Here is a 13181-nt window from a genome sequence, read left to right as displayed (position 1 = left end):
CTCCCGCCGCCGGCGACGCAGGCCTCGCCCCCTCGCCGCGCGTCACGTTCCCCGTCCGGCCGGCATGCCCGAGCAGGGCCGGGATCCGCCGCTGGCCGCAGCGCCCCTGCCGGGCGGCAAGCGCAACGATGCCGGCAGTCAGCGCCTCTTCATCGGCCCGTCCGCGCGGCACCTTCCGGCTCGGGTCGAGCGAGGCGGGCCGGGCACGCGGCAGGCGAGGCGCGCCGAGACACGGAACTCCTGCCGGACCTGCCCGATGCAGGCACGGCGACGCGCGGGGCCTGGAAGTTGCCCGAGGCGTTCGGCCACAGGCCTCACCACGCAGGATCAGCTTCTCCGGCGTCAGGCCGGAGACGGCCTTCCGCAGCCGCCCGTTCTCCTTCTCCCGCTCCTTCAGGCGTTTGACCCGATCGCTCTGCAGCCCGCCGAACTCCTTGCGCCACCGGGAGCAGGTCAACTGCGTCACGCCGATCGAGCGCACCGCCCCGGCCACCGACCGGCCCCGCGACACCAACACGCCGACCTGCCGGAGCCTGGCCACGATCTCCTCGGGTTCGTGCTTCTTCCGGGACATTCCGCCGGCCTCCATCCGGCTCGAAAGCCTGCTTCAGGGAGGACCACTTTCAGGGGGCGGACCACATGGAGAACTGAAGAGGAAGCCTTGCGAATGAGACGTGGAGGACGTGTCGTGCAGCCTGCTCATGGGCAGGTGAGTGAACGCCATTCTCGGGATCCTCCACTGGCACCACTGCGCAAGCTCAACTTGCCGGTAACCCTCCCGATAACTGAGTCCCCGATTTCGCCAGCAAGGATGCGGGGATATTCGAGCAGGCTCTGGGAATGCACTCTGTTGTCCGCTGAGACCACAACGCCGGTCTGCAGGTTGGGTGCGCCTCCGTGGATCGCAGCCATGCAGAGGTTGCAGCGGATGCGCCCGGGCGCGAGGTCATGCAATGCGTCGCGGTGCCGTCGGGGTCGCAACGCTCTCATGGATCAAGGGCCTTGGCCGCTGGCTTCTGCGGCGGCTGGACGGCGCTTTCAGAAAAGGTAGCCTTCAGGCCGCCCGAATACGGGCGTAAAGTAGTAAGACACTGAATTTAAATGATTAAATTAGTACGCGCTGCGAGCACCACCTGCTATCAGGCTCCGGGGCGGACGAGGCGAATGACACCGAACTGGCCCAGGCGATCGTTCGCTTCTGGATCGAAGGTGCCGCAGCCGGCTACATCCTCATTGCCCTTAGTTCTTGATCTGCCGCCGCCAGGCGTTGCGGCGCTTGTCGCCGCGTGGATGGGGATATTCTTTCTGGTCTCGACCTGGCTCTTTGCAGCCATCCGCCGCGATCCCGGTGTCCGGCACCGGCGGCGGGCGCTGGCGATGCTCAACGACTACGGCAGCACGGCCTTTGTCCTGTCGATGGGGCCAGGATCCTGCTGCCGATCTTCATGGTGCTGATCTGGATCACGCTCGGATACGGGATGCGCTACGGCCCCCGGTATCTGCTGGCGAGCACCTTCAGTGCCTTATTTGTCATCGCCACCATCACGATGTTCTCCGATTTCTGGCGCGCCCAGCCCTTCATGGTGGCGACCTTCATCCTGGCGGCGGCCTGGTTCCGGCTTACGCGCATGTCCTGCTGATCCTCGCCATTTTCCTCGCGCTTGAGGTGGCGGTGATTGCCCTGCCGATCGGCTTTGCCCTGATCCTCGACGAGGTGGCGGCGGCGGCAAATGTCGACCTGCTCACCATCATCGCGCTGGCGCTCCGCCTGCTTCTCGCGCCGCCGGTCGCGCAGGGATTTGCAAGCGCCTGGGCAACTATGATTCTCGGCACCAGCCTGACGCTGCAGTGGAAGGTCAGCCTCTTCGACCAGATGGTGCGCCTGCCGCTTGCCTTCTTCACCAAGCGGCACATCGGTGACGTCGTCTCGCGCTTCGGCTCGACCGACGCGATGCAGCGCACCCTGACGACGCGGGCGATCCAGTCGATCATCGACGGCATCATGTCGGTCACGCTGGTGGTGATCATGTGGCTGTATGGCGGCTGGCTCATCTGGACCGCGATTGCCAGCCTCGGCGCCTATATCGCGCTACGCCTGACCTCGTACCGCGCCTATCGGGCGATGTCCGAGGAGGCGATCCTGCACGCGGCGCAGGAAACCACCCATTTTATGGAATCGGTGCGCGGCATCGGCAGCGTCAAGGCGATGAACATTGAGGGGCGCCGCCGGGGCACCTGGATCAACCACCTGATCGACCGGGTGAATGCCGAGCTGCGGGTCCAGAAGATGGATGCCGCTTTCGTGGCCGCAAGCTCGGGCCTCTTCGGCTTTGATCGCATCCTAGTCATGACGCTTTGCGCCCGGGCGATTCTGACCGGTGACCTCACGGTGGGCACCCTGGTCGCCTTCCTCGCCTACAAGGACCAGTTCGCCACGCGGGTGAACGCGCTTGTCGATACGGCGCTGCAGTTCCTGATGATGTCGCTGCACGGCGAACGCATCGCCGACATCGCGCTGGCCGAAACCGAGGAACCCGATCCGCCGACAGCACTTCCTGCGCGGATCGGCTGGAAGGCGGCTTCGCTGGAGCTGCATGACGTCTCCTTCCGCTACGCGCCGGGCGACCCCAAGGTGCTGTCGGACTTCTCCCTTCATGTCCGCGCCGGAGAATGCTTGGGCATCACTGGCCCGTCGGGGGTGGGCAAATCCACCCTTCTGGCGATTATCGCGGGCCTCGCGCGTCCCACGCAGGGGCAGATGCTGATCGACGCCATCCCGCTCGGGCGGAGGGGGCTTGCGGCTTACCGCGACCGGATCGGCTGCGTGCTGCAGGATGACCGGCTGTTTGCCGGTTCCATCGCCGACAACATCGCCGGCTTCGATCCCGAGGCAGGCCGGGATGCGGTTATCGCTGCAGCGCGGATGGCCGCGATCCATGACGAGATCGAGGCCTTCCCCATGGGCTACGAGACCCTGGTGGGCGACATGGGAGGCGCGCTTTCCGGCGGTCAGCGCCAGCGGCTGTTTCTTGCCAGGGCACTTTACCCGCGCCCAGGCATCCTGATCCTCGACGAGGAAAACGAGCGCGCGATCAACGCCGCCGTCCGTCGGCTCGACATCACCCGCATCGTCGTGGCGCACCGCCCCTCGACCCTCGCCGCCACCGACCGGGTGGTGAGCCTGGGCGAGGTCCGGGGCGAGGCGTTCGTGACGGCCGCGGAATAACGACCAGCCTGGCCACCAACCGGAAGGAGAAAACCGTCATGGACGTCATCAAGCGCATCGCCCCCGACAGAAAGCAGGGCGAACTGACGCCGCTTCTCGAGGCGCATCTCGACAGCATGTCGGGTGGGGCGAACCCCGGATTGGGCTGCGCCCATATCTCGACGGGCTGCAACGAGACCCACGACAGCCGCACCCAGTGCAGGTAAGCCGCCGGCAGGAGAGACGGACATGACCACGCGTTCCACCTGTGGCCGCCTGATCGGCGGCATCACCGGCTCGGGCGAGCCGGCCGCTCCGCTCACGCAACTCCTCGACGAGCATCTCTCCGAGGTCTCGGGCGGGCGTTGTGGCTGTAGGCACAGTTCAAGTTCCAGCCACATGTCGACCATCTCGGGAACCAACCACGATTCTCGAACCGACTGCACCGTTCAGCGCTGAGGCGCCGGGGAGGGTGTGGTTCATGCCGCGCCCTTTACCCCAGACCGTCGCCTGTTGCGGCAGGCTTGCTTTCCGAAAGAGATCCCGATGACCCAAGTCCGCCGGCAGCGCTCGATCGACATCGTCGCCAAGATCACCGAACGCTGCAACCTGGCCTGCACCTATTTCTTCTTCGGGAGGGGACGAAACATGGCTTCGCCACTCGGCCGTGATGAAGCCCGAGACGATCGACGCGCTTGCCGGGTTCCTGGTTCGGGGCCAGCGAACTGGAACTGGACGACATCTACCTCGGCCTGCACGGCGGCGATCCGCTGCTGATGAAGAAGCCCGCCTTCGATGCGATGTGCATCCGCCTGCGGGCGGCGACGCCCGAGCGGACCAGGCTTTACTTCGGCGTGCAGACCAACGGCATGCTGATCGACGCGGAATGGATCGATCTCTTCGAAAAGCAAAAGGTCGGCATCGGCATCAGCCTTGACGGGCCTGCGGCGGTCAACGACCGCGCCTGGATCGACAAGAAGGGCAGGGGCAGCCATGCCCGCGTCCTGCAGGGTCTTCGCATCGCGCAGGAGGCCGCCCGGGCAGGCAGGATACCGCAGCCCGGCTGCGTTTGCGTCATCGACCCCGATCAGGACCCGGCAGAGATCTATGATCACCTGATCGGGGAACTCGGCTTCCTGCTGCCGCGTGAGGGGCATGACACCCGGATGCAGATCGACGCCGGGAAATGGCGCGGCTTCATGCGCCGGCTCGTGCCGCATTGGACCGATCCGGCGACATCCACCGTGCCGATGCGGATCCTGTCCGAGCCGCTGAAGGGCATGATCTCGGACGGGGGCGCGGCATGGCGCGACATATGGATCGCGAACCGCCACAACGTCATCACCGTGACAAGCGACGGCGAGTTGGGGCCGGACGACAACCTGAAGGGCCAGGACCCGCGCTTCCAGGAAACCGGCATGAGTGTCTTCGGCACCACCCTCGGCGACTTCGTCGAAAGCCCGCTCTGGCAGGGGATCGTCACGGGCATCGACCAGCTTCCCCAGCGCGGCTGCGACTGGCGGCGCGTCTGCGGCGGCGGGGACGTCTTCAACCGCTACAGCCGCGCGCATGGCTTCAGCCGCGAGAGCGTCTTCTGCGACGCCCTGGACGAGATGCACCTTGAACTTGCGCGCTACGCCGTGGGCCACGGCATCCTCGCCGAGGAGATCGCGGAGCGCCTTTCAAGGCCGCGTAGCTGCCGTGCGAGCAACCTGGCAGAAACGCGCCATGACGCCCGAGATGGGACGAATGAACGAGAGATTGCCCTGAACCAAGCGGATGCCTTCGTCGCAGGTCACGGTGCCGGGGCCGAGATCGCCTTGCTCTCGCGACCTGCAGAAGCGCTGACCTGAACCCAGCCAGCCATATCGCAGCCACGCTGCGCACGATCTCGCAGCCCCCGAAGCTGTCTCGAAGACCTGATGCCCTGCCAGTTCGGGCAGCCGAACCTTCGAGCCGGGAAATGCGCCTGCTGTGATCCTGTTCCGCGGTCCCATGTTCCGGCACCCTGCCGGAGCCGTCCTGTTCCCCGGCACGTCCCGGCTTTCACACCCTGCCGGAAGGTTCAGATCCCCTCGGCAGGGTGCAGGGGCAGGGTCACCCCCGGATCAGCGCCCGGTCCAGCACCTGCGCGACATGGATGGCCTGCCTGTCCGCGCCGTCCTGGATCTGGTGGCGGCAACTGGTGCCGTCGGCCACGATCAGGTCGTCCGGCCCGGCCTTGCGGACGGCGGGCAGAAGCGACAGCTCGGCCATCTTCATCGACACCTCGTGGTTCTCGGTTGCATAGCCGAAGGCCCCCGACATCCCGCAGCAGGAGCTTTCGATTACCCTCAGTTCCAGCCCCGGCACGGCGCGCAGGACAGTTTCGACCGGGCCCATCACGTCGAAGGCCTTCTGGTGGCAATGCCCGTGCAGATGGGCGACGCGCCCCCCTTGGTCGGCCAGCGGCAGGCTGATGCGGCCCGCCTTGAGGTCGGCGGCCAGCACCTCCTCGAACAAGAGCGCCTGCCCGTCGAGGAAGCCGGTCTCGGACGCCGGCAGCAGCGCCGTCATCTCGTCGCGGAAGGTCAGGATGCAGGACGGCTCCAGCCCCACGACCCGCGCGCCCCGTTCCACGAAGGGCCTGAGCGCCTCGGCCGAGCGGCGGACCTCGGCCCGCGCCTCGTCGGTCTGCCCCGAGGCGAGCCATGTCCGCCCGCAGCACATGGGCCTTGTGCTGCCCGCGGGCTGGACCCGGTGCAGGCGGTAGCCCGCGGCGATCAGCACCTGCTCGGCGGCCTCGAGGTTACCACGCTCGAAATAGCGGTTGAAGGTGTCGCCGAAGAGGACGAGATCCAGCCCGTCGCCCACGACATCCTCGGGCCGGGCCACGGGACGCGCCTCCTTCCACGGTTTGCCCCATTTTGGCAGGCTGCGTTTCGCGGAAACGCCCAGCATCCGTTCCGAAAGCTTTGCCACGAAAGGAAGCCGGTCGCGCAGGTTCAGGGCGGGCGCGAGGCGGTTCGCACGATGGGCAAGGCGCGGCAGGTTGGCGATCAGCCGTTCGCGCAGGGGAAGCCCGTGTTTCTTGTGGTAATGGTGCAGGAACTCGATCTTCATCCGCGCCATGTCCACGCCCGTGGGGCAGTCGCGCTTGCAGCCCTTGCACGAAACGCAAAGATCCAGCGTTTCCTTCATCTCGGCCGAGGTGAAGGCGTCCGGCCCCAACTGCCCCGAGATCGCCAGCCGCAGCGAGTTTGCCCGGCCGCGCGTCAGGTGCTGTTCCTCGCGCGTCGCGCGGTAGGACGGGCACATGGTCCCGCCCGCCAGCTTCCGGCAGGTGCCGTTGTTGTTGCACATCTCGACCGCGCCACCGAAGCCGCCCCATTCCGACCAGTCGAGCGCCGTCTTCTGCGGCTGCGTCGCCGCATAGCCGGGCTGAAAACGCATCAGGTTGCGGTCGTCCATCTTCAGCGGACGAACGATCTTACCCGGATTCAGCCGGTTTTCCGGGTCGAAGCTGTCCTTCACCTGCTCGAAGGCGCGGGTCAGCTTGGCGCCGAACAGCGGTTCCACGAATTCCGACCGCGAGATGCCGTCCCCATGCTCGCCCGAGAACGATCCCTTGTAGCGGCGCACCAGATCGGCCGTCTCCTCGGCGATGGCGCGCATCTTCCGCGCGCTGTCTTCGGTCTTCATGTTCAGGATCGGACGGACATGCAGGCAGCCGACAGAGGCATGGGCATACCATGTCCCGACAGTGCCGTGCCTGCTGAAGACCTCGGTCACGGCGTCGGTGTAATCGGCCAGGTGTTCCAGCGGGACGGCGCAATCCTCGATGAAGGAGACTGGTTTCCCGTCGCCCTTCATCGACATCATGATGTTCAGGCAGGCCTCGCGCACGTCCCAGACGGGTTTCTGGCGGGCCGGCTCGATCACCTCGACCACCGCGTCGGGGAAGCCATGGTCGGCCATGCACTGGTCAAGCCGTTTCAGGTCGCGTTTCAGCCCGTCGAGGTCGTCGCCCGCGAATTCGACCAGCAGCAGGCAGTTGGGCTTGCCGCGGGTGATGTCGCTCAGCGTGCGGACGAACAGGGGGATGTCGGCGCCCAGCACCAGCACGTTGTTGTCCACCAGTTCGACCGCGACCGGGTCGAGCGCGACAATGTGCTGCGTCGTCTCCATCGCGCCGCGGAAGGTGGGGAAATGGCAGACGCCCATGACGCGATGCTTCGGCAGCGCCGACAGCTTCAGCGTGACGCCGGTGGTCAGCGCCAGCGTGCCTTCGGAACCCACCAGCAGGTGCGAGTAGTTCGGGTTTTCCGGCAGTAGCTCGTCAAGGTTGTAGCCGCCGACGCGGCGCTGGACCTTGGGAAAGATCGTCTCGATATCCGCGCGATGTTCGCGGGCGAGTGCCGTCAGCCGCTCCATGATCCCGCGGGCGCGGGGGGGGAGGGCGGTCAGCGGCGCGTCCCCGAGGGAAAAGTCCTCGCCGTCCGGCAGCATCCCGTCAATGGCCAGCACGTTGTCCACCATCTTGCCGAAGCGCAGCGAGCGTGCCCCGGACGAGTTGTTCCCGGCCATCCCCCCGATGGTGCAGCGCGAGGCGGTCGAGGGCTCGACCGGGAAGAACAGCCCGTCCTTGCGGAGATGGTCGTTCAGCGTGGTCAGCACGGTGCCGGGGCGGACATGGACCGTGCGGGCCTGCGGGTCATAGGCGGTGATGCCGCTGAAATGGCGCGACATGTCGAGGATCAGCCCGTCCCCGATCGGCTGGCCGTTCTGCGAGGTGCCGCCGCCTCGCGCAATGACCGGCACCCCATGCTCGCCCGCGACCTGCAACGCGGCGGCGATGTCGGCCTCGTGCCGGGGAAAGGCCACGGCGCGGGGCATGATCTGGTAGATCGAGGCATCCGTCGCATAGCGCCCGCGGGTGAAGGCGTCGAAGCGGACCTCGCCTTCCAGCGCCTTGGCCAGCGCCGTCTGAAACGCTTGGCTGCGGGCGGCCGGAGGGGTGCGGGGCTTGGTGGATGCGTTCATCTGCCGGTGCCTTCCTGCTGGTGGGGTGCGGGAAAGTTAGACGACGCATGGATTGAATACAATATTCGGATTCAGGCGCGAGATCGTATTCAGTTCGTAGCGAGGTTCCGCAAGATGGCGTCCTTCGTGCTGCGCAGATGGTCGAACAGCAGGTCCGCCAGTTCGCCTCCCGCCCGGCGGCGCAGGGCGTCGAGGATCAGTTCATGTTCCCGCACGGCCTCGCGCCAGCGTTCGCCCTGCTCGTCAAGGTTCGCAGTGAAACGGACGCGGCGCAGCCGGCCCAGCAGGATGCGGGCGGCCGAGGAAAGGGCGCCGTTGCCAGCGGCGGCAAGAATCGATTCGTGAATCTTCTGGTTGCAGGCGAAATAGCCCTGCCGGTCGCCGCGCAGGTAGAAGGCATACATCTCGCGATGGACCTCTTCGATGGCGTCGAACCAGGCGGGTGTGATCCGCTCGCAGGCGAGTCGCCCGGCCAGCGCCTCGAGTCCGCCCATAAGGTCGAACAATTCGCCGATCTCGTCGGGCGTCAGCACCTTCACGCGGGCGCCGCGGTTGGGCAGAAGCTCGATCAGCCCTTCCGAGGCCAGCACCTTCAGCGCCTCGCGCAGCGGCGTGCGCGAGACGCCGAAGCGTTCGCACAGCTCACGTTCCGAGATGCGGGCGCCGTTGGGCAGATCGCCGTGCACGACGTGATCGCGCAGTCGGGACAGGATCTCGCCATGCAGGGTGGTGCCGATGCGTTGGGCCGTAGGCCCGTCGCGTGTCGTCAGGTCGTTCATCCGCCCCCTCCCTGTCATCCGGGCGGCAAGCATAGCGGGTGGGTGGCAATCCGCCTAGATCGCGGCGTGGACTGAATGCAATCAGGCCGTGCCCGCCGCCTGGCCCGCAAGCGACTGGCTGACCGCGCGCAGCTTGTTTTCCAGATGCTGCCGCAGCGTTGTGGCCAGCTTCGCACCATCCCGGGCCGACAGGTGCTCGATGATCCGCTCATGCTCCTCGACCGCCTGAACCCAGCGGGCGGGGGTGGTGTTGGCGACATAGCGCGCCCGCTGCACCCGTGCCGACAGCGCCCGGTAATGGGCGGTCAGGGTCGGGTTGCGGGCGGCATTCAGGATACCCTCGTGGATCTTCTGATTCGCGGCGTAATAGCCGCCAAGATCGCCCGCCCGGTAACGGTCCAGCATCGCGGCGTGATGGGCGCGGATTTCTCCAAGCTCGGCGGGGGTGATATTCTGGCAGGCGAGTTCGCCCGCCAAGGCTTCAAGCGCGCCCATGACAGGGAACAACTCGTCCAGATCTTCCTGCGTGATCCGGCTGACGCGGGCGCCGCGGTTGGGTTCCAGCACCACCAGCCCTTCCGAGGCCAGCACCTTCAGCGCCTCGCGCAGCGGCGTGCGGGACACGTCATAGGCCTCGCACAACTCCATCTCGGGCACCTTCGCCCCCGGCGGCAACTCGCCGTGGATGATGAGGTCGCGCAGGCGCTGCGTCAGTTCCTCGTGCAGCGTCCGGCGCCGCGGCGGCTTCATGCTGTCGGGGACGTAGTTCATCAAGCGGTCGCCTGTGGCTGGTCCGGGCGGGGTCTTCGGGGGCGATGGTATCACCGCCCCCGCACCCCGCGCCAGACCCTCAGCCCGGATCGGCCTGCAGGCCCAGGGCCTCGATGGCGGCGACGGCGCAGACCTCGTCATTGTCGGATGTGTCGCCGGTGATGCCGACCGCGCCGATGATCTCGCCGTCCTTGCGGACCAGCACGCCGCCCGGCACGGGAACGAGGCTGCCGCCCGCGATCGTGTTCATCGCCTGGATGAAATAGGGCTGTTCCTGCGCGCGGTTGTAGATCGCGCGAGAGCCCATCCCCATGCCGATGGCCCCCCGCGCCTTGCCCTGCGCGATTTCCGCCCGCAGCAGGCTGGTCCCGTCCTGCCGCAGCAGCACCTTGAGATGCCCGGCGGCGTCCAGCACCGCCACGGTCAGCGGCTTCAGCTTCATCTCTCCGGCCCGGTCGAGGCAGAGATCGGCCAGCTTGCGGGCCATGTCGAGTGTCAGGGTCATGCGGTCCTCCTGTCGGTTCCCCGTGGTGATGCGCCCCGGCGATGCGGGGCGCAAGCCGCTCAGGCGTCGATGCCGGGGGCGGGGGTGGCTTCCAGATGCGCCATGGCGGCCGCGACGCCGCCCCTGTCATGCGGCACATCGGCCTTGGACAGCGCCATTTCCACGCCGCTGAGCGCACCCACCAGCGTCAGGTCGTTGATGTCGCCCAGATGGCCGATGCGGAACACCTTGTCCGCGACCTTGGACAGCCCGCTGCCCAGCGAGATGTTGTAATGCCGCAGGGCTGCGGCCCGGAAAGCGTCGGCGCTGTGCCCTTCCGGCATCATCACCGTGGTCAGGACGCCGCTTTCATGCCCCTGCCGGTTGCACAGCACCTCCAGCCCCCAGGCGCGGACGGCGGCTCGGGTCGCGGCGGCATGGCGCTGGTGGCGGGCAAAGACGGTGTCCAGTCCTTCCTCGTGCAGCATGGCGATGGCCTCGACGAGGCCGCAGAGCATGTTGGTCGCGGGGGTATAGGGAAAATAGCCCTTGCCGTTGATCTCGACCATCTCCTGCCAGTCCCAGTAGGACCGGGGCATCCCGTTCTGCTTCGCGGCCTCCAGCGCCTTGCCGCTGACGGCGTTGAAGCTGATCCCCGGCGGCAGCATCAGGCCCTTCTGCGAGCCGGATACGGCGACATCGACGCCCCATTCGTCAAAGCGGAAGTCGATCGAGGCAAGACCCGAGATCGTATCCACCATCAAGAGCGCCGGGTGGCCTGCCGCGTCGATCGCCCGCCGCACATCCGCGATGGGCGAGACCGAGCCGGTCGAGGTCTCGTTGTGGACGACGCAGACGGCCTTGATCTCGTGGTCCGTGTCGGCGCGCAGGTGCTGCTCGATCTGGTCGGGATCGGCGCCTGCGCGCCAGTCGCCGCCGATGAACTCGGCCCGGACGCCCAGCTTCTCGGCCATCTTCTGCCACAGGGTGGCGAAATGGCCGGTTTCGTACATCAGGACGCGGTCGCCTTCCTTCAGGACGTTGGCCAGCGCCGCTTCCCATGCGCCGGTGCCCGAGGAGGGGTAGATGATGACGTCCGCTTCCGTCTTGAAGATCGTCTTCATCCCCGCCAGCGCCTTCAGGCCCAGTTCACCGAACTCGGGGCCGCGGTGGTCGATGACCTGCGCCGACATGGCCCGCAGGACGCGGTCCGGCACCGGGCTGGGACCGGGGATCTGAAGGAAGTGACGACCGAACACATGGGTCATGGACCTGTCTCCCATAAGAGGCATAATTTTGAATAATGAATGCAATCTTTGGCATTGTGGGTCAATGCCAAAGCGGGTGCGGCGTAACCACGCCGCATCCCGGGGCAGGGATCAGCCGGGGATGACCACGAAGATGATCCACAGCAGGAAGGGCGCCACCCCTGTCACCAGTGCGCCATAGCCGAGCAACTGGCGATAGAAGACCTGACGGTCGATGCCCTGCGCGTTGGCCAGCACCAGCGCCCCGCTGGTCGAGAAGGGGCTGACGTCCACGATGGTCGAGGCGACCGCCATCCCGGCGATGAAGGCGACCGGGCTGATGCCCGTGCCCGCCTGCAGGAAGGGCACCGCCAGCGGGATCAGCGCCCCCAGCAGCGCGGTGGACGAGGCGAAGGCCGAGACGATCCCGCCGATGTAGAACAGCAGCAGCCCCGCCATCAGCGGCGAGGCCATCGAGGCCACGCTGTTGCCGACGAAATCGATGGTGCCCATGTTTTCCAGCACCGCGACATAGGTGCCGACGCCGGTAATCAGCATGATCTCGGGCCAGGCGACCTGCGCCATCGCCCGCTTCTGCAGGTTGGGCTGGCACAGCGCGATGACAAGGCCGATGGTCAGCGACACGAAGCCGATGTCGAGCTTGAAGGCCAGCACCATCAGCGCCAGCGCCGCCAGCCCCACGACCGTGATGATCTGGATCGGGCTGCCGTCGGGCATCTCGCCCTTGGGCGCGTCGGTTGTCAGCCGGTTGGGGTCGCCCCCGGCCTCGGCGCCGATGCGGGGGGTAAGGGCCTGCGCCTCGCTGTCGCCGAAGATCTGCGGGCCGGTGGCCGGCCGGGCAATTTCGAGATGCGGGACGGTGACGGTATGGCCCAGGTCCACGCGCGCCTTCATCAGCTCGCGCCCGCCAAGGACGAGGAACAGGATCACCACGCAGACGAGGTTGCAGAAGAAGCTGGCGGCGAAGGTCACGCCGGGGCTGAGCGGCAGGCCCGAGCGTTCCACCACGCCGTTGGTGATGCTGCCGAAGATCCCGATGGGCGAGAAGGCCCCGGCCGAGGCCCCCATCGCCACCATCATCCCCATCATCAGGGGCGAGATCTTGTAGCGGAAGGCGAAGCTCAGCGCGATCGGCGCCACGATGGCCACGGCCCCCGGCGTCACCGCGCCGATGGCGGTGAGCACCGCCGAGATCGAGAACATGATCCAGGGGATCAGCGCGAGCCGCCCCTTGACCGCGCGGACGGCCGACCGGACCAGCCAGTCGATGGTGCCGTTGTTCTGCGCCAGCGCGAACAGCCAGGTGATCCCCGCAAGTGTGAGGAACAGGCCGCTGGGGAATTCTCCGATGATCTCCTTTGTGGTGTCGCCCGCAAGCAGCGTTCCGACAAGGAACGCGCCCACAAAGGCGAGAACGCCGATATTGATCGGCAATGCGGTTGCAATGACGAACATCGCAACCAGCGCGCAGATGGCAATAAGATGATGTGTCACGCGCGGCCTCCCTTCCTCGCATGGTATGTCCGGCGCCATGGATGCCGCCGTTGTGAAAAATTATGAATTATGAATTCGATCTCGACAAGGGATGTCATGCATCAGGGCTGGTCCATGTGGCAGATGCTTGGTCCCGTGCTGGCAGGCGGACCACGGGC

General features: G+C 66.7%; 11 protein-coding genes and 1 pseudogene. 5 read left to right on the top strand and 7 right to left on the bottom strand.

Annotation, left to right across the window (positions count from 1 at the left end):
• Positions 1 to 574: pseudogene (locus H5395_RS03295) on the bottom strand (transposase); the annotation flags it as partial.
• An 871-nt stretch (positions 575 to 1445) separates the two neighbouring features.
• On the opposite strand from H5395_RS03295, the gene H5395_RS18745 reads away from it, so the two are divergent.
• The 5 genes from H5395_RS18745 (at position 1446) to H5395_RS03275 (ending at position 5058) form a co-directional block, all read left to right on the top strand.
• Positions 1446 to 1640 (top strand): hypothetical protein, encoded by a 195-nt coding sequence (locus H5395_RS18745; protein WP_255440492.1) that lies wholly within the window; start codon positions 1446 to 1448, stop codon positions 1638 to 1640.
• A gap of 26 nt (positions 1641 to 1666) precedes the next feature.
• Entirely contained in the window at positions 1667 to 3226 is a 1560-nt protein-coding gene (locus H5395_RS03290) for a peptidase domain-containing ABC transporter (protein ID WP_234450770.1), read from the top strand.
• Positions 3227 to 3264: 38 nt separating this feature from the next.
• A complete protein-coding gene (locus H5395_RS03285) occupies positions 3265 to 3432 on the top strand; it encodes a hypothetical protein (RefSeq protein WP_182791095.1) in 168 nt (55 codons plus the stop codon).
• Between the two features lie 22 nt (positions 3433 to 3454).
• On the top strand, positions 3455 to 3664 hold the full coding sequence (locus H5395_RS03280; protein ID WP_182791094.1) for a hypothetical protein: 210 nt from the start codon (positions 3455 to 3457) through the stop codon (positions 3662 to 3664).
• A 236-nt stretch (positions 3665 to 3900) separates the two neighbouring features.
• A complete protein-coding gene (locus H5395_RS03275; protein WP_182791093.1) occupies positions 3901 to 5058 on the top strand; it encodes a radical SAM protein in 1158 nt (385 codons plus the stop codon).
• Between the two features lie 244 nt (positions 5059 to 5302).
• Here H5395_RS03275 and H5395_RS03270 read toward each other — a convergent pair whose 3' ends face one another.
• The 6 genes from H5395_RS03270 to H5395_RS03245 form a co-directional block, all read right to left on the bottom strand.
• On the bottom strand, positions 5303 to 8227 hold the full coding sequence (locus H5395_RS03270) for an FAD-binding and (Fe-S)-binding domain-containing protein (protein ID WP_182791092.1): 2925 nt from the start codon (positions 8225 to 8227) through the stop codon (positions 5303 to 5305).
• 89 nt (positions 8228 to 8316) lie between these two features.
• The gene (locus H5395_RS03265) at positions 8317 to 9006 is read right to left on the bottom strand and encodes a GntR family transcriptional regulator (protein WP_220494771.1); all 690 of its coding nucleotides are present in this window, start codon (positions 9004 to 9006) and stop codon (positions 8317 to 8319) included.
• 81 nt (positions 9007 to 9087) lie between these two features.
• Positions 9088 to 9777 (bottom strand): GntR family transcriptional regulator, encoded by a 690-nt coding sequence (locus H5395_RS03260; RefSeq protein WP_182791090.1) that lies wholly within the window; start codon positions 9775 to 9777, stop codon positions 9088 to 9090.
• 79 nt (positions 9778 to 9856) lie between these two features.
• Positions 9857 to 10282 (bottom strand): heme-binding protein, encoded by a 426-nt coding sequence (locus H5395_RS03255; protein ID WP_182791089.1) that lies wholly within the window; start codon positions 10280 to 10282, stop codon positions 9857 to 9859.
• Between the two features lie 59 nt (positions 10283 to 10341).
• Positions 10342 to 11529, bottom strand: a complete 1188-nt coding sequence (locus H5395_RS03250; protein ID WP_255440481.1) for an alanine--glyoxylate aminotransferase family protein — start codon at positions 11527 to 11529, stop codon at positions 10342 to 10344.
• Between the two features lie 111 nt (positions 11530 to 11640).
• A complete protein-coding gene (locus H5395_RS03245) occupies positions 11641 to 13023 on the bottom strand; it encodes an SLC13 family permease (protein WP_182791087.1) in 1383 nt (460 codons plus the stop codon).
• Between the last annotated feature and the right edge of the window lie 158 nt (positions 13024 to 13181).

It is taken from the genome of Paracoccus sp. MC1854 (genome assembly GCF_014164635.1).
Lineage (GTDB): Bacteria > Pseudomonadota > Alphaproteobacteria > Rhodobacterales > Rhodobacteraceae > Paracoccus.
This window is presented reverse-complemented; position numbering and strand designations above follow the sequence as displayed.

What these genes read in the sequence shown, in the direction of transcription:
- H5395_RS18745 (WP_255440492.1), top strand. Translation starts at nt 1,446, where the DNA reads ATGGTGCTGATCTGGATCACGCTCGGATACGGGATGCGCTACGGCCCC.
- H5395_RS03285 (WP_182791095.1), top strand. Translation starts at nt 3,265, where the DNA reads ATGGACGTCATCAAGCGCATCGCCCCCGACAGAAAGCAGGGCGAACTG.
- H5395_RS03280 (WP_182791094.1), top strand. Translation starts at nt 3,455, where the DNA reads ATGACCACGCGTTCCACCTGTGGCCGCCTGATCGGCGGCATCACCGGC.
- H5395_RS03270 (WP_182791092.1), bottom strand. Translation starts at nt 8,227, where the DNA reads ATGAACGCATCCACCAAGCCCCGCACCCCTCCGGCCGCCCGCAGCCAA.
- H5395_RS03265 (WP_220494771.1), bottom strand. Translation starts at nt 9,006, where the DNA reads ATGAACGACCTGACGACACGCGACGGGCCTACGGCCCAACGCATCGGC.
- H5395_RS03260 (WP_182791090.1), bottom strand. Translation starts at nt 9,777, where the DNA reads ATGAACTACGTCCCCGACAGCATGAAGCCGCCGCGGCGCCGGACGCTG.
- H5395_RS03255 (WP_182791089.1), bottom strand. Translation starts at nt 10,282, where the DNA reads ATGACCCTGACACTCGACATGGCCCGCAAGCTGGCCGATCTCTGCCTC.
- H5395_RS03250 (WP_255440481.1), bottom strand. Translation starts at nt 11,529, where the DNA reads ATGACCCATGTGTTCGGTCGTCACTTCCTTCAGATCCCCGGTCCCAGC.